The 21,963-nt window shown below is 70.2% G+C and carries 19 protein-coding genes; 8 read left to right on the forward strand and 11 right to left on the reverse strand.

Annotated elements, in window-relative coordinates; all coding sequences use genetic code 11:
- The first annotated feature begins 292 nt into the window (after positions 1 to 292).
- Entirely contained in the window at positions 293 to 2,821 is a 2,529-nt protein-coding gene (locus OCS65_RS02140; RefSeq protein ID WP_263508618.1) for a transglycosylase domain-containing protein, read from the forward strand.
- A 9-nt stretch (positions 2,822 to 2,830) separates the two neighbouring features.
- Positions 2,831 to 4,408 (forward strand): glycosyltransferase family 87 protein, encoded by a 1,578-nt coding sequence (locus tag OCS65_RS02145; RefSeq protein WP_263508620.1) that lies wholly within the window; start codon positions 2,831 to 2,833, stop codon positions 4,406 to 4,408.
- A gap of 99 nt (positions 4,409 to 4,507) precedes the next feature.
- Here OCS65_RS02145 and OCS65_RS02150 read toward each other — a convergent pair whose 3' ends face one another.
- The 4 genes from OCS65_RS02150 to OCS65_RS02165 all read right to left on the reverse strand — a co-directional run bounded on the left by OCS65_RS02150 (position 4,508) and on the right by OCS65_RS02165 (position 7,299).
- Positions 4,508 to 4,921, reverse strand: coding sequence for a DUF2752 domain-containing protein (locus tag OCS65_RS02150; protein WP_263508622.1), 414 nt, complete (start codon positions 4,919 to 4,921; stop codon positions 4,508 to 4,510).
- 11 nt (positions 4,922 to 4,932) lie between these two features.
- The gene (locus OCS65_RS02155; protein WP_006932305.1) at positions 4,933 to 5,283 is read right to left on the reverse strand and encodes a CD225/dispanin family protein; all 351 of its coding nucleotides are present in this window, start codon (positions 5,281 to 5,283) and stop codon (positions 4,933 to 4,935) included.
- 76 nt (positions 5,284 to 5,359) lie between these two features.
- Positions 5,360 to 5,959, reverse strand: coding sequence for a GNAT family N-acetyltransferase (locus tag OCS65_RS02160; protein WP_263508626.1), 600 nt, complete (start codon positions 5,957 to 5,959; stop codon positions 5,360 to 5,362).
- A complete protein-coding gene (locus OCS65_RS02165) occupies positions 5,956 to 7,299 on the reverse strand; it encodes a glycosyltransferase 87 family protein (protein ID WP_231385974.1) in 1,344 nt (447 codons plus the stop codon). Before OCS65_RS02165 ends, OCS65_RS02160 begins: the two co-directional genes overlap by 4 nt.
- A 130-nt stretch (positions 7,300 to 7,429) precedes the next feature.
- Between OCS65_RS02165 and rpsF the strand changes: the two genes are divergently transcribed.
- The 5 genes from rpsF to dnaB all read left to right on the forward strand — a co-directional run bounded on the left by rpsF (position 7,430) and on the right by dnaB (position 12,740).
- On the forward strand, positions 7,430 to 7,717 hold the full coding sequence (gene rpsF / locus OCS65_RS02170) for a 30S ribosomal protein S6 (protein ID WP_003938619.1): 288 nt from the start codon (positions 7,430 to 7,432) through the stop codon (positions 7,715 to 7,717).
- A 64-nt stretch (positions 7,718 to 7,781) separates the two neighbouring features.
- On the forward strand, positions 7,782 to 8,291 hold the full coding sequence (locus OCS65_RS02175) for a single-stranded DNA-binding protein (RefSeq protein ID WP_006932313.1): 510 nt from the start codon (positions 7,782 to 7,784) through the stop codon (positions 8,289 to 8,291).
- A gap of 43 nt (positions 8,292 to 8,334) precedes the next feature.
- On the forward strand, positions 8,335 to 8,577 hold the full coding sequence (rpsR, locus tag OCS65_RS02180) for a 30S ribosomal protein S18 (protein WP_003938621.1): 243 nt from the start codon (positions 8,335 to 8,337) through the stop codon (positions 8,575 to 8,577).
- Positions 8,578 to 8,596: 19 nt separating this feature from the next.
- On the forward strand, positions 8,597 to 9,052 hold the full coding sequence (rplI, locus tag OCS65_RS02185; protein WP_006932315.1) for a 50S ribosomal protein L9: 456 nt from the start codon (positions 8,597 to 8,599) through the stop codon (positions 9,050 to 9,052).
- Positions 9,053 to 9,524: 472 nt separating this feature from the next.
- On the forward strand, positions 9,525 to 12,740 hold the full coding sequence (gene dnaB, locus OCS65_RS02190; RefSeq protein ID WP_072636687.1) for a replicative DNA helicase: 3,216 nt from the start codon (positions 9,525 to 9,527) through the stop codon (positions 12,738 to 12,740).
- 110 nt (positions 12,741 to 12,850) lie between these two features.
- On the opposite strand, the gene OCS65_RS02195 is transcribed toward dnaB, so the two are convergent.
- The 3 genes from OCS65_RS02195 to OCS65_RS02205 all read right to left on the reverse strand — a co-directional run bounded on the left by OCS65_RS02195 (position 12,851) and on the right by OCS65_RS02205 (position 15,514).
- Complete coding sequence (locus OCS65_RS02195; RefSeq protein WP_006932321.1) at positions 12,851 to 14,170, reverse strand: MFS transporter; 1,320 nt, start codon at positions 14,168 to 14,170, stop codon at positions 12,851 to 12,853.
- 308 nt (positions 14,171 to 14,478) lie between these two features.
- Positions 14,479 to 14,895 carry a TIGR03618 family F420-dependent PPOX class oxidoreductase gene (locus OCS65_RS02200; RefSeq protein WP_006932325.1) on the reverse strand — a complete coding sequence of 139 codons (417 nt, stop codon included), beginning with the start codon at positions 14,893 to 14,895 and terminating at the stop codon, positions 14,479 to 14,481.
- Positions 14,896 to 14,953: 58 nt separating this feature from the next.
- Complete coding sequence (locus OCS65_RS02205; RefSeq protein ID WP_029546700.1) at positions 14,954 to 15,514, reverse strand: dihydrofolate reductase family protein; 561 nt, start codon at positions 15,512 to 15,514, stop codon at positions 14,954 to 14,956.
- 197 nt (positions 15,515 to 15,711) lie between these two features.
- On the opposite strand from OCS65_RS02205, the gene OCS65_RS02210 reads away from it, so the two are divergent.
- Complete coding sequence (locus tag OCS65_RS02210) at positions 15,712 to 17,469, forward strand: cutinase family protein (protein WP_263508636.1); 1,758 nt, start codon at positions 15,712 to 15,714, stop codon at positions 17,467 to 17,469.
- Here OCS65_RS02210 and OCS65_RS02215 read toward each other — a convergent pair.
- The 4 genes from OCS65_RS02215 to OCS65_RS02230 form a co-directional block, all read right to left on the reverse strand.
- Positions 17,460 to 18,131, reverse strand: coding sequence for a hypothetical protein (locus tag OCS65_RS02215; RefSeq protein WP_263508638.1), 672 nt, complete (start codon positions 18,129 to 18,131; stop codon positions 17,460 to 17,462). The genes OCS65_RS02210 and OCS65_RS02215 overlap by 10 nt on opposite strands.
- An 81-nt stretch (positions 18,132 to 18,212) precedes the next feature.
- Positions 18,213 to 18,641, reverse strand: coding sequence for a CBS domain-containing protein (locus OCS65_RS02220; protein WP_029546697.1), 429 nt, complete (start codon positions 18,639 to 18,641; stop codon positions 18,213 to 18,215).
- Positions 18,642 to 18,779: 138 nt separating this feature from the next.
- Complete coding sequence (gene ggt, locus OCS65_RS02225) at positions 18,780 to 20,741, reverse strand: gamma-glutamyltransferase (protein ID WP_231772277.1); 1,962 nt, start codon at positions 20,739 to 20,741, stop codon at positions 18,780 to 18,782.
- A gap of 169 nt (positions 20,742 to 20,910) precedes the next feature.
- Positions 20,911 to 21,954, reverse strand: a complete 1,044-nt coding sequence (locus OCS65_RS02230; protein WP_231772278.1) for a YeiH family protein — start codon at positions 21,952 to 21,954, stop codon at positions 20,911 to 20,913.
- Positions 21,955 to 21,963: the final 9 nt, after the last annotated feature.

The following is a 21,963-nucleotide window of genomic DNA, read 5'->3' on the forward strand; positions in this document are numbered from 1 at the left end:
CCGTCCCCGGTGACCCCGTCCCCCTGTGACACTGCACTGCCCGAAGAACACTGCACTGCCCGAACGCGCGCTGCCCGACGAGACCGAAGTCTGCAGACGTGAAACGAGGACGCGTGCCACCGCGTCCGCGCTACCGGTTGGAGATGAGTACGTGAGTTCCCCCCACAACGATCCGCAGGGCGAACGGCCGAGGCCGCCGCACGGGAACGGACCGGCAGGTCCCCCGCCGCCGCGGCGACCGGGACCCGTGGGGGGACCCCCGCCCGGACGCGCACCCGGGGGTGGGCCGCCCATGGATCGGCGGATGCCGCCGCCGGGACGCCCCTATCCGCCGCAGCCGCGCCCCCAGCAGGGCGGGCCGCAGCCGTACCCGCCGCAGCAGTTCGCCGCGGGGAACCCACAAGCGCCGCGACCGCAGCAGCCGCCGCAGGACCGCACCCGGCAACTGCCGCCCCAGAACCGGCCCCCGGTGCCGAACCAGAACCGTCAGCAGCCGCCCAACCGGCCGGCCGGCGGCCCGCCCGGGCCCGGCGGGCGTCCCCCCACGCCTCCGCCCACCGCGCGCGGCGGTGGCGACGAGCCGCCCCGCGGTGGTGGCGAGCCCACGTCGACGCGCTGGCGCACCGTGCGGCGCGTCGGCTACGCGGCCGTGGCGCTGGCTCTGGTACTGCCCATCCTCGCGTTCATGCTGGCCTACGTCGTCCAGGAGGTCCCGCGACCCGGTGACCTGAAGACCAACCAGGTGGCCACCGTCTACGCGGCCGACGGCTCGACCGTCATCACCAAGGTGGTGCCGCCCGAAGGCAACCGCACCGAGGTGCGGCTCGACGAGATTCCCGAGCACGTCCGCAACGCCGTGCTCGCCGCCGAGGACCGCGACTTCTACAGCAACCCGGGATTCTCGGTCAGCGGCTTCGCCCGCGCGGCCCGCGACAACATCCTCGGCCGGGAGAGCGCCGGCGGTGGTTCGACCATCACCCAGCAGTACGTGAAGACGGCGCTGGTCGGCTCCGAGCGCACCCTCACCCGCAAGATGAAGGAACTCGTCCTCGCGTCCAAGATGGCCAACCAGTGGTCCAAGGACGACATCCTCGCCGCCTACCTGAACACCATCTACTTCGGGCGCGGTGCGTACGGCATCGCCGCCGCCTCCACGGCGTACTTCGGCAAGCCGGTCGGCGAGCTCAGCGTCGAGGAGGGCGCGGTGCTCGCCTCCTCCATCCAGCTGCCGTCGCTGCTGGACCCGGAGACCAACCCGGAGGGCGCCCAGGCGCGCTGGAACTACGTCCTCGACGGGATGGTGTCCGCCGGCACCCTGAACGCGGCCGACCGGGCGTCGATGCAGTACCCGCGGTACGTGCCGCTGGCCGAGGTCGACAACGGCGGCCAGAGCAACGGGCCGGAGGGCCTGCTGCGCAACCAGGTGCTCCGGGAGCTCTCCGAGGAAGGCATCGACGAGACCCTGCTCAACACCGAGGGACTCCAGATCACCACCACGATCGACCCACAGGCGCAGGAGGCCGCGCTCGACGCCGTCCGCACCAACATGGAGGGCGAGCCGGAGGAGCTGCGCACCGCCGTCGTGTCCGTCGATCCGCGCAGCGGCGCCGTCCGCGCCTACTACGGCGGCGACGACGGCGCCGGGTTCGATTTCGCCCAGTCCGGCCTGCAGACCGGATCGTCGTTCAAGGTGTTCGGCCTGGCCGCCAACCTCGACCAGGGCAACCCGTTGTCCGCCATGTACGACAGCGGCCCGCTCACCGTCAACGGCATCTCGATCGGCAACGTCGAAGGCGAGAACTGCGGTACCTGCACCATCGCCGAGGCGCTGAAGCGGTCGCTCAACACCAGCTTCTACCGGATGATGCTCGAGATGGACAACGGCCCGCAGGCCATCGCCGACATGGCGCACCAGCTCGGCATCCCCGAGGAGATCCCCGGGGTCGGCGAGACCCTGACCGAGCCGGGCGGCGTCGGCCCCAACTACGGCATCGTGCTCGGGCAGTACCAGTCCCGCGTGATCGACATGGCGTCGGCGTATGCGACGCTCGCCGCGTCCGGCACCTACCACGAGCCCTACTTCGTGCAGAAGGTCGTCACCGCCGACGGCACGGTGCTGCTCGACCGCGGCACCCCGGCCGGGGAACAGCGGGTCGACGAGGCCGTCGCCGACAACACCACCGCCGCGATGATGCCGATCGCCGCGTACTCCAACGGGCACGCCCTCGCCGGCGGCCGGCCGTCCGCCTCCAAGACCGGCACCGCCCAGCTCGGGGACACCGGCTCGAACAAGGACGCCTGGATGGTCGGCTACACGCCGTCGCTGTCCACGGCCGTGTGGGTCGGCACCGAACAGGGCCTGCCCCTGGAGAACAGCTGGGGCGGCATGATCTACGGCTCCGGCCTGCCGTCGGACATCTGGAAGGACACGATGGACGGCGCCCTCGACGGCACCGACGTCGAGAAGTTCCCGACGCCCGAACCGATCGCCGGACAGGCCGGCGTGCCGGCGTACTCCGCGCCGGCGCCGCCGAAGACCACGACGCCGACCCCCACGACGACCGAGCGGACGACGCCGGAGCTGCCCACGCCGCCGGAGATCACGACCCGCAACGTCGAGATCCTCCCGGGCGTGACCATCCCCATGCCGGGGGTGGCGCCGCAGACGACCACGCAGCGGGTGCCCACGCCGACTCCCACCACGGAGGCGGACACGCCGGGCTTCGGGACACAGGACGACTCGACCGGCACCGGTGAAGACCAGCAGTCCGGCAACAGCCGGTTCCAGGAGGACCCCGTCGGCGCCACACCCGGCGGGTAGCCTCGCGGGGTGACCGAGAAGAGAGAGCTCGCGTCGCCGGGTCCGCTCGTCGCAGACCGCCGATCCGCGGACTGGCGCGACGCACCCGGATGGACCGACCCGACGGTGTCGCGCCTGTCCACCGTCATCGGCGGACCCGTCGGGCGGTACGCCCTGCTCGGACGCACTCGCTTCTTCACGCCGCTGCGCGCGATGCTGCTCCTCGCGGTGGTGTTCCTCGCCCTCGGCTGGTTCACCAAGGCCGCCTGCATCCAGCAGGGACCGGTCGGCGAGGGCGGCGCGCTCGGACTGGACTGGAGCGACAACCGGCAGTACGTCGCCATGTGCTACTCCGACGTCGTGCCGCTCTACGGCGCCGAACGCCTGAGTACCGGCGCCTTCCCGTACAAGACGTCGTGGGAGGAGCCCGGCCCGGACGGGCAGACCCAGGTCCGGTACATGGAGTATCCGGTCCTCGCCGGCCTCTACCAGTACGTCTCGATGCGGGCCGCGAAGGCCTGGGACGCCACGTCGTGGCTTCCGGGCGGCCTGCAGGTGGCGATCTACTTCGACATCGTCGCCGTCGGTCTCGCCATGGCCTGGCTGGCCACCGTGTGGGCCACCGCCCTCTCCGCCGGCCGCCGCATCTGGGACGCGGCGCTCGTCGCCGCCTCGCCGCTGGTCGTCGTGCACGCCTTCACCAACTTCGATGCGCTCGCCACCGCGTTCGCGGCCGGCGGGTTGCTGGCCTGGGCGCGACGGCGACCGGTGCTCGCCGGGGTGCTGCTCGGACTCGGTGCCGCCACCAAGCTGTATCCGCTGCTGCTGTTCGGCCCGCTGTTGCTGCTGTGCCTGCGCACCGGGAAGCTGCGGGCGCTCGGGCAGGCGGCCGGTGCCGCGGCCGTCGCGTGGCTCGTGGTGAACCTGCCGATCATGGTCCTCTACCCGCGCGGCTGGGCCGAGTTCTTCCGGCTCAACACCGACCGCGGCGCGGACCCCGATTCGATCTACAACGTCGTGCGGTCGCTGACCGGCTGGTCCGGCTGGGACACCTCCACGCTGAACTCGGTGTCGCTGCTGCTGTTCGCCGTGGCCTGCGCGGGCATCGCGTGGCTTGCGTGGACGGCTCCGCGCCGCCCCCGCCTCGCCCAGCTGTGCTTCCTCGTGGTTGCCGCGTTCCTGCTCACCAACAAGGTGTGGAGCCCCCAGTACTCGCTGTGGCTGGTGCCGCTCGCCGTGCTGGCTCTGCCGCACCGGCGGATCCTGGTGGCGTGGATGACGATCGACGCCCTCGTCTGGGTGCCGCGCATGTACTTCTATCTCGGCGCCGAGAACAAGGGCCTGCCCGAGCAGTGGTTCACGACCACCGTCCTGCTGCGCGACCTCGCGGTCGTGGCGCTGTGCGCGCTCGTCGTCCGGCAGATTCTCCGGCCGGCCGAAGATCTCGTGCGCTACGGCTTCGTCGACGACCCCGTGGGTGGCGTGCTCGACCATGCCCCCGACGCTCCCCCGCGCCGGCTCCCGGGCCGTCTCCGTCCCGGCATCCGGCGGACATCACCTCCCGAATCGGCCGATCGGCAGACACCCGCGACGAGCACCGTCCCGTAGCCCCGGCCCGAGCCGCGCGCGACGGGTGCTGTCTGCGCGCGTAAAAACTTGCGCGGGAAGCATTTTCGCGCGCGAGTGCTCGTCCGCGACGAGCGCCGTCTACACGCGGAGTTCGTTGAAGGGCGCGACGGGGAGGTTGCGGACGACGAACCAGCCCAGCACGACCCACAGCACGAGCTGCGGCGCCCACCGCCACTGGTACCACTGGGCGATCCGGTGGCCACGGACCCGGCCGGCCGTCCACACGGCGAACGACCACCCCAGGAGAAGCACGGCGAGCACCCCGAGCGCGTTGTACCGCAGGGCGGCCGGAACATCGAGATGCAGCAGCGAATACAGCATCCGCGACGATCCGCACCCGGGACACCAGACGCCGAACAGGACGCGGGTCGGGCACGGCGGGATCGGGCCGCCCGGCGTCGTCGGGTCGGCCCACGCGACGGCCGCGCACACACACGCCGACACGGCCGCCACCCCGACGGGTGCGGCGAGCCGGGCGGCGAGCGTCTGCACGACCGGATGCCTCAGTAGCTCGACGACGAGACCGCCGCGGCGAGGACGACGATGTAGAAGACGACGATCACCACCCACACCGCCACGCTCGCCACCACCGACCAGATCGCCCACTTCTTCGCGTCGTCGGCCGCCCGGCGTGCGGCATCGAACTGGCCCTGCGCCCACAGGGAGTTGACCTGGCTCGCCTTGATGATCGAGACGACACCGAGCGGCAGGCAGCACAGGATCGTCGTGAGAATGCCCCATACCAGGTTGTTCTCGGGCGGCGGCCCGAACTGCGGGCCGGGGTAGTACCCGTATCCGCCCGGCGGGGGATAACCGCCCGGATTGTTCGGCGGGTACTGCGGATAGTCGCTCATCGTCGTCCTCGATCACCCCATCGGGATCCCAGCCTGTTCCGGGGTCCCCCCGCGCGGAAGGGTAGACCAGCCGCGGTCACCTGGCGAGGCGGTCGGCCACCCGCGCCTCGAGACCCACCCGGGCGGCCGGCCAGTCGTCGTCGGTCATCGCGAACAGCGCGGTGGTGCGCCAGCTGCCGTCGCGGCGCCGCCGATGCTTGCGCAGCAAGCCCTCGAACCCGGCGCCGAGCCGGGTGATCGCCGCGCGCGACTGCGCGTTGTGTTCGTCGGTGTGCCACTCCACGCGGACCGCGCCGAGAACGTCGAAGGCGCGGCGCAGCAACAGCAGTTTCGACTCGGGATTGGCGGCGCCACCGTGCACCGCGCGCGAGAGCCACGTGTGCCCGACCGCCAGCGTCCGGTGCCGGGGATCGATCAGGTAGTACGACGTGGTGCCGACAACGGCGCCGACGGACTTGTCGACGACCGCGTACGGCAGGCGGTCCGGATCGTCGAGCGCGGTACGGACGAACGCGTCGGCGTCGTCGCGTGTCCGGAGGTCGGCGGACGTCCACCGGAAGATCGCGTCGGCATCGTCGACGGCCGCGAGCAGGCCGGGCGCGTGTCCCGCGGCCAGCGGTTCGAGGCGAATCCGCGTGCCGTCGAGCACCGGCTGCTCGTACCAGGCCGTGCTCATCCGGGTTTTCCGCTCATCGCCGGCATCCGGGGCCGCTCCTCGTCGGGTGGGGTCGGGTCGGGCCGGCGCAGCGGCGCGCCGGCGAACACGAAGAACAGTACGACGAGCAGCACGGCCCGGCCCCACACCCCGACGAGGGTGAGCAGCAGCGGGATCGTGGTGTCGGTCCGGGTCATGGTCGCGTCGAACCACAGGAACACGCCGATGCCGATCGCGAGGTCCACGGTGAGGTACGAGACGATCAGCGGCCACCGCACCCGCAGCAGCACCAGGAACGGCAGCAACCACAGGGTGTACTGCGGCGAATGCACCTTGTGCAGCAGCAGGAATCCGCACAGCATCGCGGCGCCGACCGCCACCCAGGGATAGCAGCCGTCGCGACGGTACCGCCGCCACCCCAGCCACAGCGCCAGCGCGAAGGCGGCGCAGATCAGCAACGGCGAGACGACGGAGACGAGGTCGTTGTACTCGGCCGTGACCTCGGTGTCCTGATAGCCCCCGACGAGGGGCCGCAGCCCCCAGTACCAGATCGAATTGCTCGTGGCGTCGGCCGCGCGGTTGCCCTGGAACTCGAACGATGCGCGCCACCCCGGATACCCGAGCAGCGCGAACGGCAGGTTCACGGCGATCACCGTCGCCGCCGCCGCGGCGCCCACCGCCACCGCGCCCCGCACGTCCCGCCGCGGCCCGGGCTCGTCCCCGCCGGTGAGGACGTATGCGATCAGCGGCAGCACGAAGATGCCGGGATACACCTTGAGGCAGAACCCGATGGCGAGCAGGACGGCGGCGATCACCGCGCGGGTGCGCAGCGGCCAGCGGCGCACCCCGAGCACGGCGACGGCCCCGACGGTGGTCGCGACGACGGGCAGGTCCCAGTTCAGGAACGCGTACATCACGAGGGGCGGCGTGGCCGACCAGAGCAGCGCGGCCCACCCGGCCAGCCGGCCGAGGTACCAGGCGACGAGCAGGCCGAACGGTGCCAGCAGCAGCGCGGAGTGCAGGAGGAACTCGGCGTCGGTGTCGGCGCGCAGGGCCCCCACCCACATGAGGATGCCGCTGAGCACCGGGTACTCGACGGTGCCGCCGGTGAGCACGCCGTCGCGGGTGATGCCGCCGTCGAGGAACGGGAACAGGTGCAGGTTGATGCCGCGACCGATCCACAACTGCTGGATGTCGGAGTAGCAGACCGTGGCGTCCTTGACCGCGTCGAAACGCACGCTGCGCCCCTGCGGGTCGAACGGTGGTGCGGCGCAGCGGGCCTTGTTCAGGTAGCCGAGCCACATGGCGAGCGCGCACGTCACGACGGCGACGAGCGCGGGCGTCCGGGAACTCGTGCGCATGTTCTTCACCCTAGGCGAATTTCGCTGGTCAAGGGCGCATCGTGTAGCCTGCATGGGTTGCTGACGCAACGACCCTCCTGTCACGGACCGTCCGTGACCGCCCATAGTCCATAGGAGGTGATGAGGTCTTATGCGTCATTACGAACTGATGGTCATTCTCGACCCCAGCCTGGACGAGCGCACTGTCGCCCCGTCGCTGGATACGTTCCTCAACGTCGTTCGCCAGGACGGCGGCAAGATCGACAAGGTCGACGTGTGGGGTAAGCGTCGTCTCGCGTACGAGATCGCCAAGCACAGCGAAGGCATCTACGCGGTGATCGACATCAGCGCTACGCCCGCCACGGTTGCGGAGCTGGATCGCCAGCTCGGCCTGAACGAGTCGGTGCTCCGCACCAAGGTTCTGCGCCACGGCAAGTGAGTCTGTCGGCGTCCGGCCGTAGGCTCGGGCGCATCAGGACTCCACACACAGCAGGAGGAACCACATGGCAGGCGACACCGTCATCACCGTCATCGGCAATCTGACGGCTGATCCCGAGCTGCGTTTCACCCCGGCGGGAGCTGCGGTCGCGAACTTCACCGTCGCGTCGACGCCCCGCATCTTCGACCGTCAGTCCAACGAGTGGAAAGACGGCGAGGCGCTGTTCCTGCGCTGCAACATCTGGCGCGAGGCGGCGGAGAACGTGGCCGAGAGCTTGACCCGTGGCTCGCGCGTGATCGTGCAGGGCCGCCTCAAGCAGCGCAGCTACGAGACGCGTGAAGGCGAGAAGCGCACTGTCGTGGAGCTCGAGGTCGACGAGATCGGCCCCTCGCTCCGCTACGCGACGGCCAAGGTCAACAAGGCCAGCCGTGGCGGTGGCGGGGGCGGCTTCGGTGGTTCCTCCGGAGGATCGGGTGGGGCTCGTGCCAGCGCGAGCACCGGCGGGGACGACCCGTGGGGCAGCGCGCCGGCGGCGGCGGGCTCCTTCGGCGGGGACGACGAACCCCCGTTCTGATCCGACCTTCGATCGGAACATTCGGAAAGTACGGAGAAAGACCATGCCTAAGGCGCCCGCGCGCGAAAAGGTTTTGAAGAAGAAGGTCTGCACCTTCTGCAAGGAAAAGAACGTGCAGATCGACTACAAGGACACGACGTTGCTGCGTAAGTACGTCAGCGATCGCGGCAAGATCCGCGCTCGCCGTGTCACGGGCAACTGCGTGCAGCACCAGCGCGACGTTGCCATCGCTGTGAAGAACTCGCGTGAGGTGGCCCTGCTTCCTTACGTCTCGACGGCTCGCTAAGGAAAGGGAGGGACACACGATGAAGCTCATTCTCACCGCTGACGTGGACAACCTCGGTGCGCCTGGCGACACCGTCGAGGTCAAGGACGGCTACGGCCGCAACTACCTGCTGCCCCGCGGCCTGGCGATCGTCGCCACCCGTGGTGCCCAGAAGCAGGTCGAGGGCATCCGCCGCGCCCAGGAGGCTCGTGCGGTGCGCGGCCTCGATCATGCCAAGGAGCTCAAGGCCGCCATCGAGGGCCTCGAGAACGTCTCCCTGGCCGTGAAGACCGCCGGGGACTCGGGCAAGCTGTTCGGCTCGGTCACCGCGGCCGACGTCGCCGGCGCCATCAAGGCCGCCGGTGGCCCGGTCGTCGACAAGCGCATCATCGAGCTGCCCAAGGCGCACATCAAGTCGACCGGCAAGCACACGGTCGTCGTGAAGCTGCACCCGGACGTGACCGCGAAGTTCGATCTGAACGTCGTGGCCGCCTGATTCCGGCTCCCGAAGAGCCCTGCACACACTGTGTGCAGGGCTCTTCGTCGTCTTTCCACAGGGGCTGTGGATAACCGCACAGGGGTACCGGTAGGTTTGTGATCCGCGGCACGGCATTCCGGGGCCGGGAGGACGGAACACGCCCGGAAACACATCCGTGGCGACACGCCGAATCGATTGTTCTCCACACCTGTGAAAGTCGATTTTCCCGGTCTGAACAGCAGCGATGCGAAGTGTGAGATGCGTTGTCCCCAGGTTGTCCCCAAGGGGTGCACAAGGCCGTCCTCCCCTTTCCACAATTCATCCACAGTTGTGTGCACAGGCGGATTTGGACGCCGCCCTCCGAGTGCCTAACGTCGAGCGCGCGCGTCCCGGACGACGTGTCGGTGGGGCCGGGTAGAAGTGGTGTCGAGCGCCGGTGGACGGGGTCTGTCCGCGGCGGAGGTGCCGAGAAGGGGAAGGACGGCGTCGCGTGGCTGTAGTAGACGATCGGGGCCATTCCGACTACCCGGGACCGCCCGAGGAGCCGGCCGGCGACTTCGGCCGCCAGCCCCCGCAGGACATGGTTGCGGAGCAGTCCGTGCTCGGTGGCATGCTGCTCAGCAAGGACGCCATCGCCGACGTGCTCGAAGTGCTGCGGCCCGGCGATTTCTACCGTCCCGCCCATCAGGCCGTCTACGACGCCGTCCTCGACCTCTACAGCCGCGGTGAGCCCGCCGACCCCGTCACGGTGTCCGCGGAACTCGACCGGCGCGGAGAACTCCGCCGCATCGGCGGCGCCGCCTACCTGGTGACCCTGACCCAGACCGTGCCCACCGCTGCGAACGCGAGCTACTACGCCGAGATCGTCGCCGAGAAGGCCATCCTCCGCCGCCTCGTCGAGGCCGGAACGCGCATCGTCCAGTACGGCTACGCCGGCTCCGAGGGCCAGGACGTCGCCGAGGTCGTCGACCGGGCCCAGGCCGAGATCTTCGAGGTCTCCGAGCGCCGCACATCCGAGGACTTCGTCCCGCTCGAAGAGCTGTTGCAGCCCACCATGGACGAGATCGACTCGATCGCCAGCCGCGGCGGCATCTCCCTCGGTGTGCCCACCGGATTCGCCGAGCTCGACGAGGTCACCAACGGTCTCCATCCCGGGCAGATGATCATCGTCGCCGCCCGTCCGGGCGTCGGTAAGGCGCTGGCCCTCGACACTCCCCTGCCCACCCCCGGCGGTTGGTCGACCATGGGCGAGGTCGCCGCCGGCGACGAACTCCTCGACGCCCACGGCCGCCCCACCCGGGTGCTGGCCGCCACCGAGGTGCTGCACGGCCGGCCGTGCTTCGAGGTGGAATTCTCCGACGGCACCGTCCTCGTCGCCGACGAACAGCACCAGTGGGTCACCTCCGACGGCGGCCCGTCGCGCGTGCGCACCACCGGGGAGATCGCCGCGTCCCTCGCGGACGGTCACGTCGTCGGCAATGTCGCCGCGCTGCAGCTGCCCGTCGCCGATCTGCCCGTTGCCCCGTTCACCCTCGGCGCCTGGCTCGGCGGCCCCTCCGCCGATCCCCACGTGCACATGCGGGTGCAGGGCGAGGGCGGGTTCGCCGAGGAACTCATGACGCTCGGCGCCCGCATCCCCGGCGCCTACCAGCGGGCAGCGGAACGGCAGCGGCGCGAGCTGCTCGCCGGTCTGCTCGACGCCGGCGGCCACGTCGGTGACGACGGCACCGTCCGCTTCGAATCCGACTGCGCCCGTCTGCGCGACGACGTCGCCGAGCTCCTGGCCGGCCTCGGCTACACCTGCACCACCACCGGTTCCACGGTGCGCTTCGCCACCGACGACGACGTCTTCGTCCTCCCCAGCAAGGCCAAGGCACACAAGGAGACCCGCACGGCGGTGCCGCGGGAACGCCGCATCGTCGCCGTCCGCCCCGTCGAGTCCGTGCCGGTGCGGTGCGTCGAGGTCGACGGCGAGCACCTGTACCTCGCCGGACGGTCCATGATCCCCACCCACAACTCCACGCTCGGCATGGACTTCCTGCGGTCCTGCTCCGTCAAGCACGGCATGGCCTCCGTCATGTTCTCCCTCGAGATGGGCAAGACCGAAATCGTCATGCGGCTGCTCTCGGCCGAGGCGAAGATCAAGCTCGGCGACATGCGTTCGGGCCGCATGACCGACGACGACTGGACCCGGCTCGCCCGGCGGATGAGCGAGATCAGCGAAGCGCCGCTGTACATCGACGACTCCCCCAACCTGACGATGATGGAGATCCGCGCAAAGGCGCGGCGCCTCAAGCAGAAACACGACATCCGGCTGATCGTCGTCGACTACCTGCAGCTGATGACCTCCGGTAAGAAGGTCGAGTCCCGCCAGCAGGAGGTCTCCGAATTCTCCCGTAGCCTCAAGCTTCTCGCGAAGGAGCTCGAGGTCCCGGTGGTCGCGATCTGTCAGCTCAACCGTGGCCCCGAGCAGCGCACCGACAAGAAGCCGATGGTCTCCGATCTTCGCGAGTCGGGTTGCCTCACTGCGAGCACCCGCGTCCTGCGCGCGGACAACGGCTGCGAGGTCACCCTCGGCGAGTTGCTGGCCAGTGGTGAACAGCCCGTCGTCTGGTCGCTGGACGAGCGCATGCGTATGGTCGCCCGCCCGATGACCAAGGTGTTCCCGAGCGGACGCAAGGAAGTGTTCCGCCTGACGCTCGACTCCGGGCGTCAGGTCGAGGCCACCGCGAACCATCCCTTCCTCACCGTGGACGGGTGGATTCCCCTCGGCGAGCTGACGGCCGGGGAGCGCGTCGCAGTACCCCGCGCGGTTCCTGCCCCCCTCGAGACGCACGCCGTCTCGGAGGACGACGTCGGCGCCCTGGCTGAGCGCACCGTCGCCGATAGCTCTGTTCCGCCACAGGCATTCTCGCTGCCGAAGGAACAGATCGCCGCGCTCGTGTGCCACGTCTGGGAGGGCAACGGGATCGTCGCGTGGGACGCGGTCGAAGGACGAGCCGCTGTCCGGTATCCGTCCGCAGACCGGCGCCTCGCCGACGACCTGGCCCGCCTTCTCCTGCGAATCGGTGTCTTCGCTCGGATCGCCGCGGCCGGAACAGGCTCGGGCTGGGATGTTGTCGTCACCGGTCCGGAGAATCAGGCCGTCTTCCTGCACGACGTGGGTGCACACGGCACTGCGGCGCAGTGGGTGCTCGCTCAGCTCGGGCCGAAGCTCGTACGCCACGACGCCGACACCCTGACACCCGACGTCGAGGCGACGCTGAGCCGGCTCCTCGCAGTCGAGGAGCTCGCCCCCCGTGAGCTGGTCGCGGCCGCGGCTTCGCGGTCCGCAGGGGGTTCGCGATCGAGTCTGGCCCAGGTGGCGGGCGTCCTCGACACCGCCGACATCGAAATGCTCGCCACCAACAATGTGTACTGGGACGAGATCGTGTCCGTCACCAGCATCGGTGAGCAGGACGTGTTCGACGGGACCGTCCCGGGCACACACAACTTCGTTGCCGACGGCATCTCGGTGCACAACAGTCTCGAGCAGGACGCCGACATGGTGATCCTGCTGCACCGGCCCGACGCATTCGAACGTGACGACCCGCGCGGCGGCGAGGCGGACCTGATCCTCGGCAAGCACCGCAACGGTCCGACCGCCACCATCACCGTCGCGCACCAGCTGCACCTGTCGCGGTTCGTGGACATGGCGCGGGGCTGAGAGATCCGGTTCGCATCACTTAGCGACGTCCGACGGATTCGCTCACCGATTCGGAATCTACCCACGCAATTGACGCGGCAAATTCCGAATCAGTGAGCAAGTTTCGAGTGTTACCGCACCGGCCGGCTCGTCGACAGCGCGAGGGCGCCGAGTACGCCGACGGCGGCGAAGGCGTAGAAGCCCCAGGGGTAGGCGACGCCGGCCTGCAGCAGCGCGCCGCCGAGGATCGGACCGCAGATCGCGCCGATGCGGCCCACGCCGGCGGACCAGCCGAGCGCCGTGGCGCGTGCCTCGGCCGGGTAGGCCGCGCTCGTGAAGGCGTAGACGAGTACCTGGGAGCTGAAGACGAAGCACCCGGCGAGGAACACCAGCACGTAGACGCCGTAGGCGAGGTTGATGCTGAGCGTGGCGAGGAACAGCGCGGCGAGCGTGAACCATGCGATGCCCGCGGTGCGGGCACCGATCCGGTCGGCGACGCGGCCGGCGACGAGCAGGCCCGCGACGGCACCGGCGTTGAGCACGAGCAGCAGCGACAGCGACGCACCGAGGTCGTATCCGGCTTCCCGCATGATCGTCGGCAGCCAGGTGTTGAGGCCGTAGACCAGGAGCAGGCCCATGAATGAGGTGACCCAGATGGACACGCTGGTGCGCAGCAGCTGCGGCGAGAACAGAGTCCGCACCGGCGATCCCGGTTTCGAGGTCTTCGCGACATCCGCGGGGCAGTCGGTGTCCGACGGCACCGTGGTCACATCGATGGGCGGAAGTCCGTAGTCGGCGGCGATGCGCTCGGATTCGTCGTGCCGGCCTCGCACCGACAGGTAGGCCGGCGACTCGGGCAGGTAGCGGATCATCAGCGGGACGAGGACGAACGCCGGCAGGGTGCCCGCGATGAACATCGAACGCCACCCCGAACTTTCGAGGAGAACGAGGGCCAGCAGCGCGGTCGCCACGGCGCCGACGTGATAGCCGGTCATGACGGTCGTCGACGCGGATCCCTTTTTGCCGGGCATGAATTCGGCGACGATCGCCAACGCGGTGGGCAGTGCGCCGCCGAGCCCGAGACCCGCGAGGAAGCGCAGGCCGCCGAGCATCTCCGGCGAGGTCGCGAAAGCACACGCGAGTGTCAGCACCGAGAAGGCGGTGACGGAGAAGATGAGGGTGCGTCGCCGGCCGAGGACGTCGGTGAGGGTGCCGATAGCCAGGGCTCCGAGTGTCATGCCGACCAGGCCGGCGGTCGAGATGACCGTGAGGCCGCCTGCGTCGAGGTTCCAGTCCGGGTAGTCCAGCAACGCCGGATTCACCGCGCCGAGAACGACGAGGTCGAAGCCGTCGAGAAGTACCGCGACCCAGCACAGCGCGACGACGAGACTCGCGGAGCGGGTTGCGTGTCGGGGCGCCTGGGCGGCGGTCCGATCCGAGCTTGTTCGCATAGTGCACACCTGTTCGTAACCGAGTGATCGTTCGGATTGTGACTGCGCGCGCTGCGATACGTCAACTCGGCCGCGGCGCGGGGTCGACCGCGAAAATTGATCAGGTAGAATCTATTTCACTCAGCGAAAACGGCCATTGTGCTTACGGTCCGGGGATGGTGGGGGTCGGGATCCGCTCTGACCGAAAATTCACGCGCCGCACCGGAATTCGCTGCGGCAGTTCAGCGCGCGAATTCCGGTGCGGCGTGCGGATCACGGTCGCCGTCGCGCCGGGGCGGCCCGGGAACCGATCGTTCGAGTGTTGTGGCTCAGGTTCCGGCGTCCGAGGGATGTCGGAACGGGAGATCCTGCAGGTGAACTCGCTCGGGTTCGATGAGCGACACGATCGCTGAGCGCATGGGGAAGTCGCTGCCGATGTAGCGGTTGCTCATTCGGTCCATGATCGCGACCGCTTCGTCGCCTTCGAGTTCCTCGACGACCCGGCCGCGGACGACGACCGACCGATACGGGTTGTGCTCATCGCAGACCGACACGGCGACGCGCCCGTCACGGCGCAGATTGGCGACCTTCCGGTTCTCCTGAGCGGAGAATATCGCCAAGTGATCACCTTCGACCGCGATCCACACCGGGGAGACGTGCGGCGAGCCGTCGGGCATGAGCGTCGCGACGTGCGCCATGTTCCGCGCCCCGAGCAGAGCCCGCACGTCGCCGGACAGATCGGCCATGCCCGGTAGCCTACTCGCGCCGCCGACGGTGCCGAGGCTGTTTGCCGCCGCAGGGGAATCAGCCCGCCGCGTAGCGGGAGAAGGTGATGCCGGAACGGAAGGCGTTCGCTGCGAGCAGGCGCAGCCGCGGCAACGCGAATCCGTCCGGAAACAACCGGCGTCCGCGGCCCTGCACGACGGGATGGACGAACAGCCGGTATTCGTCCACGAGTCCGGCCTCGATCAGGGCGTGGCACAGCGAGATGCTGCCGGTGACCACGATGTCCCGGCCCATGCGCGCCTTCAGGGCGCGTATCGCGGCCAGAGGCTCGGCGGAGAGGACGGTGGTGTGCTGCCACTGCGGATCCGTCACGGTCGAGGACACCACGTACTTCTGCACCTGGTCGAGATACGCGGAGATGCCCGTGGGATCGTCGGTCCGCCCCGGCCAGTAGCCCCGGAAGTCCTCGAACGTCCGTCGGCCGAGCACCAGCGCGTCGGACTCGCTGTCCTGCCGGTGCAGTTCCGCCAGATGATCCGAATTGTCCACCTCCGCCTGACCCTGGGGGTCGAACCAGTCCCCCAGCATCTCGATCGAACCGTCGAGGGTGACGTTCTGGGTGATGGCAAGTGTCCGCAACGGGTCCCTCCTTCCGACGTGATGCCCGTGTCGCTCCGCCTACCGGATACCGACCGCCCGGGCGCCGGGAACTCATCGCGACCACGCCTACGACGCGGACATGTAACACGATTGCCGTCTCGAACGACTTTCCGACCGACGCGTCGACACCACAATCAGGGTCGTCGGCACGGACCGACTTCGGATGGGGATTGACCATGGCACTTGACTGGGCGGTGCGAAACAAGCGGATTGTCGCGGCTGCGGTGGCACCCGTGGCGCTGGGCGCGGCGGCGGTGGTCGCCGTCGCTGTCTCGGAACCGTCGGCTCCGTCGACGGCCCCGACGACGCTGACCGCCTCGGTCACCGAGTGCCACGACATGGTCAGCATCGCGGTCGGCGGGCGCAACGACAGTCCCCGCCCCGGCACCCACGCGATGCTCCTCGACGCCGACGGGAACCCCCTGCCGGCCGCATCGTCCACCGACTTCAGCAGCCCCTGGGTCGACGAGGTCGTGAACGCGCCGCGGGACGACGTGCCCGAGGGTTCCTACTCCGCCGTGTACGTCGAGTACCCGGCGAACATGTCGTCGTACGACGACGCCGTCGAGGCCGGCGTGGACAACGCCGAGACCGTGATGCAGGCGATCCGCCAGGCATGCCCCGACACGAAGTTCGCCGTCGTCGGGTACAGCGAGGGCGCCGACGTGGCGCGCCGCGTGGCGATGGAGATCGGCAACCAGGAAATCGCCGAGGACGGGTCGTACGAGATCGTCGATCCGGATTCGGTCGTGGGTGTGGTCATCCTGGCCGACGCCGGGCGCACGGCGGGTGAGGGACCGTTCCCCGGCGCGGAGGACGAGTTCCGCAACCCGGACGGATTCGACCTCGCCTACCAGTCGGGCCGGAACAGCGCGTCGGGCAGCGGTTCGCTGCCGGGCACCTCGGGGAGCTTCGGGGCGCTGGACGGCAAGGTGGCGTCGTTCTGCTCGGAGGGCGACCTGACCTGCTCCGCTCCGGAGAACATCGCCCTGCTGCAGCTCGCGGTGAACGTAGGACGGCAGTTGAACGTCGACGCGCTCGAGCGCGACGGGCTCACCCCGGAGACCGCGCTGGACGTCGCCACGGTCCTCGGGCGGATCGCCATGGCCGCGTTCGCCGACATCCAGTCGCAGGAGAACTGGATGCAGAGCGACGAGACCTTCCTCGACGTCCTCATCAAGGTGTCGGATCCGTCCTACGAACCGGCCGCCCGCGACGTCGCCTCGACCGGCACGGACGGCGAGATCACCTCCGGTGAGCTGATCGACCTGACCTATCTGCCCGCGAAGCTGCGCAACGAGGTCATCGGATTCATCGCCGACAACGAGAACACCCTCGAGGTGGCGCTGAGCGATCCGTACCAGCAAACCCTCGGTCCGGACACCGGGCACCACTTCGACTACTGGCGCGATTCCGACCCCGAGAACGGAAAGCCCCTGACGTCCGCGCAGTACGCGGCGGCATGGCTGACCCATCTGGCGAAGCAGGCCGAGAGCGGCGAGCTCGACAAGGCCGAGGCCGAGGCGACCGCTCCGCAGCTCGTCGTCTCGTCGAAGCCGATCGATCCGGCGCCGCTCCCGCCGACGACGGACGGCGACGTGGAGAAGGCCGCCGCCGGGGCCACCACGACCACGCCGACGACCACGTCGTCGACCCCGGCGTCGCCGACTCGGGCCGCGGCCTCCTCGTCGGCTTCGCCGGCACCGGTGCCGCCCGTCCCGGCTGCGGCCCCGGCTCCCTCGCCCGCGGCCCCGGCTCCCTCGCCCGCAGCGCCGTCCCCGCTGCCGGCCGTGGAGCCCCTGCCTGCCGTGGAGCCGCTGCCGACCGTCGAGCCGACGACCGTCGCCCCGACGACCGCGGAGTCGAGTGCCCCCGGGACCACGACGCCGGCCGCAACCACCACCCCGACGACCACGCCGGTGCCTCAGCCGTAGGCCGGCTGAGGGCTCGCCTCGCGGATCGCCCTGGCCCTGGTCGTCGACGCGACGACCAGGGCCAGGGCGGCGAAGGCGGGCAGCGGATGGCCGAGCAGAGTCGCGACGGCGAGGTCGGCGGCCACCGCGCCGGTCGCCATGGCGAAGACCCACGGCGGCGCGGCGGGCAGCTTCGCTTTCCCGGCCGACCACGGGGTGCGGCCCCACGGTTTCGCGACCGACAACCACGCCTGGAACGCGAGGGCGCTGATCATCAGAGCGGTGCCCGCGATCATCGGTCCCGCCGGTCCGGACGTGCCGTCGCGGACGGCGGCCACCGAGCCGTTCAGGCCCGCCGACAGCAGGAAGATCCCCAGGTTCACCTGGACCACGGTGAGGACGAACTTGATCGCCACCCACCAGTAGCGCAGGAATCCCCACGGCGTCGCCGCCGCGAGGAGAAAGCCCGTGAATGCCGACGTGTTGGCCAGCGGAGCGAGCAGCGTGCCGTCGAGGTGCTGCGCCATGGTCGTGCCGGCCACCCGCACGGCGGGATCCACCGCGGTGCGGCTCAGCGTCAACAGGACGAGCAGCGCGAGGGCCTGGCCCATCCATCCCACGGACGTGACCACGTGCAGCCACACCGTCGCCTGCCGCCACCGCTGCCCCGGACGCTTCGCCATATGGTCCACTGTCGTCCGGCAGGCGCCGCAGAGTAATCCGGGATCACCCGGAGAATCCCCCTGAAATCCGGTGCCCCGGGTTCAGCCGTGCTCGATGTACGACTCGAGTTGGTCGCGTTCGCACTGCAGTTCGTCGATCCGGCTCTTCACGATGTCACCGATGCTGACGATGCCTACCAGGTGGCCGTCCACCACGACGGGCAGGTGCCGGATCCGGCGTTCGGTCATGGTCTCGGCCAGGCTGTTCACCGTGTCGGTGGGCAGGCACGTGGACACCGTCGTGCTCATGATGTCCCGGACACGGGCGTCGAGCAGGGCGGGACCGTGCTGGTGGAGCCGGCGCACGACGTCGCGTTCGGAGACGATGCCGATCACGGCGTCGCCCTCCACCACGACGAGGGCGCCCACGTTGTGGCGGGCGAGTTCGCCGATCATCTCGTCGACCGAGAGGTCCGGATCGACCGTGGCCACGACCGGCCCCTTGTTCCGCAGCACGTCCGCGATCCGCATCCGGGCACCCCGATCCATCCGCTCCCAGTCATCCGCCGTGACGGCGATCGATGGTTGTCGATCTTATTCCTGCAGGTCGACGAGACCCCGTGTGGTTATCCAGTCGTGACTCGATGGGCCGTACCGCGCGTCGGATCGTTATCCGGTGGCGTCGCCCATCACCGCGCCCTCGCGACGGGGGTCCGCGCCGCCGACCCATCCCGACTCGTCCCGGCGGAGCGCACTCAGTCCGCTGGACTGCGGGAGCACCGCCACCTGATGGCCTCGCGCGCGCAGCTCGGCCACCAGCGGATCGCGTGCGCCGTCGTCGCTGCCGTCGATCGCCGGATGCTCGCCCCCGACCCCGGTGACCGGGGTGTTCGCCGCGCCGAACGCTACCGCCGACACCGCCTGCTGCGGGTCCAGGCCCCAGTCGAGCATCCCGACGAGCGTCTTGACCACGTACTGGATGATGACGGAACCGCCCGGCGAGCCGACGACGATGCGCAGGTCGCCGCGGCTGCCGTCGGGATTGCGATCGAAGACGAGCGTCGGCGCCATCGAACTGCGCGGTCGCTTGCCCGGTTCGACGCGGTTGGCCACCGGCACCCCGGCCTTGTCCACGGGTTCGGCGGCGAAGTCCGTCAGCTGGTTGTTCAGCAGAAAGCCGTCGACCATGTGGAACGACCCGAACGCCGATTCGATCGTCGTGGTCATCGAGGCCACGTTGCCGTATTCGTCGGCGATGGAGATGTGGCTGGTGCCGTGTTCGCGATCCTGTGGTGGGGTGCCCAGGGGCACCGGCCCGAAGTCGCCGGGTTGTGCCGTGCCCATGCTCCGGCCCGGGTCGATGAGGCCCGCACGCCCGCGCAGGTAGTCGTCGTCGAGCAGCGTCTGCGGCGAATTGCCGGGCAGGGGAACGAAGTCCGAGTCCGCCACGTACTTGTCGCGGTCCGCGTACGCGAGACGCTCGGCCTCGGAGATCAGGTGCACGGCGTCGGCGGTCGGCTCGCCACCGTTCTCGTCGACGTCGGTCGGTCCCAGCGCGGACAGGTCGAAGTTCCCGAGGATGCCCATCGTCGCCGCCACCGCGATCCCGCCCGAGGACGGGTTCGGCATGCCACAGACCTCGTGCGCCCGATACGGCGTGCAGAGGGGGGTGCGCTTCTTCACCTCGTAGCCGGCGAGGTCGTCGACCGTCATCGTCCCGGGGGTGCGGCTGCCCGCCTCGGTGGCGGTGGCGTCGACGATGTCCCGGGCGAGGGCTCCGGTGTAGAAGGCGTCGGCGCCGCCGGACGCGATGGCGCCGAGCGTCTTCGCCATGGCGGGGTTGACCAGGACGGTGCCCGCGGTCTTGGGCGTGCCGTCGGGGTTCAGGAAGTACGCCCGCGCCTCGTCGTCGACGGCGAGGTCGGACGCCGAGTCGGCGATCGACTCGGCCATCCGGTCGCTGATCACCACCCCGTCGTCGGCGAGGGAGATGGCCGGGTCGAACAACCGGGCCCACTCCGTGCCCCCGTGTTCGCGGTGCACCTCCTCGAGCAGGCGCACCACTCCGGGCACCCCGATCGAGCGGCCGCTGGCCCGGGCGTCGGGCCGGGGCGCGGTGCGGTCGGTGTCGCTGATCCAGCGCAGGTAGTTCTCGGTGGCCGACATCGGTGCCGTCTCCCGGCCGTCGTACGCCTGCACCTGCCCGGTCTCCGCGTCGTAGTAGAGCAGGAAGGCGCCGCCGCCGATCCCCGACGACTGGGGCTCCACGAGCCCGAGCACCGTCTGCGCGACGACCAGCGCGTCGGCGACGGTGCCGCCGTCGCGCAGCACCTTGCACGCCGCCTCCGTCGAGACCGGGTTGGCGGTGGACACCGCGTACGACGCGGTCGTCACCGCCGTCATGTCGTCGCGGTAGCCGGTGGCGACCTCGGGGTTTGTGGCCAGGTCCCTTTCGGACGTCGACGGGGCAGGCGGCGCGGCGGACAGCGGGGTGCCGTTGGGGACGTGGATGCATTCGGTGGTCCCCGACGAGTCGTCCCCGGCCGACGTGCAGGCGCCGAGCAGCGCGACGTACAGTGCCGCGGCGATCGCGACGCGGATCGTGGAGCCCACCTTCGCCACCGGTGTCATCTCGCCGACGGTAACAGCGGCCACCGGTGCCCGAAGTGCTTCCCGCGAGATCCGTTTCGGCCGGGCCGTCGTGCCGGGCCACCGCGTCCAGCCGCGAACCTTCCGGTCACCCGCGTGCGGCACGACTGTTGTGTGTGGCCGATCGGCGCGCGGCTGTGGAGCGTATCCGCTATCCCAGCAGCACAATTCCGGTGAGGGCGATCGCCGAGACCCACACCGTGGATGCGGCGGCGAGCGCGAAGGGCCGCCAGCCCACGCCCCGCAGGACGTCGATGCGTACGGCGGCGCCGAGCGCGAACATGGCGGCGGTGAGCAGCGCCGTCTGCGTGAGCCGGGCGACGTCCAGAGCCGGGTCGGGGAGCAGGCCGGTGGCGCGCAGGGCCACGCAGCCGAGGAAGCCGAGCAGGAACAGCGGCACCAGCGGGGGCCGCCGCATTTCGGTCTGCTCGCGGCTGCGGCGGCGGGACACCGCGCCGATCCAGGCGACCACGGGCGCGAGCATCGCGACCCGGGCGAGCTTCACGGTCACGGCCACCGCAAGGGCACTCGCGCCCAGCGCCCCGGCGTTGCCGGCGTCCACGGCTTCCCCCGCGGCGACGACCTGCGCCACCTCGTGGATCGCGGCGCCGGCCCACATGCCGGCCTGGGTGGTGTCGAGTCCCAGCGCGGAGGCCGCGAGCGGCAGGCCGGGGATCATGGCGGTGCCGAAGACGACCACCAGTGCGACGGCGGTGACCACGTGCTGCTTGCGAGCGTCGACGACCCCGTCCACCGCGGCGACGGCGGCGGCGCCGCAGATCGAGAAGCCGCAGGCGACGAGCAGGCGCTGCGTCCAGTCGAGCCCGAGGATCCTGCCCAGTGCCATCGTTCCGGCGATGCCGCCGACCACCACGGCCACGACGAGGCCGAGCACGCCCCAGCCGAGGGCGAGCACGTCGGTGACGAGGAGTTGCAGACCGAGGAGGGCGACCCCGATCCGGAGCAACCGGCGCGAGGCCACGGCCAGGCCGGGTTCGGTGGACGCCGGGAGCGAGGTCGTGTTGGCCAGGAGTGCGCCGAGGACGATGGCGATCAACAGGGGGCTGATGCCCCCGGCGAGCCGGGCGGCGACGAGGGCCGCCGCTGCCGCCGCGGCACAGACGGCGAGGCCCGGAAGCGGAGCGCGCAGGCGTACCGCGGCCGGGGCCGAGAGCGCCTGGAGAGAAGTGGCCATGGTCTCCAC

The sequence above is a fragment of the Rhodococcus aetherivorans genome (genome assembly GCF_025722975.1).
Taxonomy (GTDB): Bacteria; Actinomycetota; Actinomycetes; order Mycobacteriales; family Mycobacteriaceae; genus Rhodococcus; species Rhodococcus aetherivorans.

What these genes read in the sequence shown, in the direction of transcription:
- OCS65_RS02230 (WP_231772278.1), bottom strand. Translation starts at nt 21,954, where the DNA reads ATGGCCACTTCTCTCCAGGCGCTCTCGGCCCCGGCCGCGGTACGCCTG.
- OCS65_RS02220 (WP_029546697.1), bottom strand. Translation starts at nt 18,641, where the DNA reads ATGCGGATCGCGGACGTGCTGCGGAACAAGGGGCCGGTCGTGGCCACG.
- rpsF (WP_003938619.1), top strand. Translation starts at nt 7,430, where the DNA reads ATGCGTCATTACGAACTGATGGTCATTCTCGACCCCAGCCTGGACGAG.
- OCS65_RS02160 (WP_263508626.1), bottom strand. Translation starts at nt 5,959, where the DNA reads ATGAGCACGGCCTGGTACGAGCAGCCGGTGCTCGACGGCACGCGGATT.
- OCS65_RS02210 (WP_263508636.1), top strand. Translation starts at nt 15,712, where the DNA reads ATGGCACTTGACTGGGCGGTGCGAAACAAGCGGATTGTCGCGGCTGCG.
- OCS65_RS02200 (WP_006932325.1), bottom strand. Translation starts at nt 14,895, where the DNA reads ATGGCCGATCTGTCCGGCGACGTGCGGGCTCTGCTCGGGGCGCGGAAC.
- OCS65_RS02175 (WP_006932313.1), top strand. Translation starts at nt 7,782, where the DNA reads ATGGCAGGCGACACCGTCATCACCGTCATCGGCAATCTGACGGCTGAT.
- OCS65_RS02215 (WP_263508638.1), bottom strand. Translation starts at nt 18,131, where the DNA reads ATGGCGAAGCGTCCGGGGCAGCGGTGGCGGCAGGCGACGGTGTGGCTG.
- rplI (WP_006932315.1), top strand. Translation starts at nt 8,597, where the DNA reads ATGAAGCTCATTCTCACCGCTGACGTGGACAACCTCGGTGCGCCTGGC.
- OCS65_RS02165 (WP_231385974.1), bottom strand. Translation starts at nt 7,299, where the DNA reads ATGCGCACGAGTTCCCGGACGCCCGCGCTCGTCGCCGTCGTGACGTGC.
- OCS65_RS02140 (WP_263508618.1), top strand. Translation starts at nt 293, where the DNA reads ATGGATCGGCGGATGCCGCCGCCGGGACGCCCCTATCCGCCGCAGCCG.
- OCS65_RS02155 (WP_006932305.1), bottom strand. Translation starts at nt 5,283, where the DNA reads ATGAGCGACTATCCGCAGTACCCGCCGAACAATCCGGGCGGTTATCCC.
- rpsR (WP_003938621.1), top strand. Translation starts at nt 8,335, where the DNA reads ATGCCTAAGGCGCCCGCGCGCGAAAAGGTTTTGAAGAAGAAGGTCTGC.
- ggt (WP_231772277.1), bottom strand. Translation starts at nt 20,741, where the DNA reads ATGACACCGGTGGCGAAGGTGGGCTCCACGATCCGCGTCGCGATCGCC.
- OCS65_RS02195 (WP_006932321.1), bottom strand. Translation starts at nt 14,170, where the DNA reads ATGCGAACAAGCTCGGATCGGACCGCCGCCCAGGCGCCCCGACACGCA.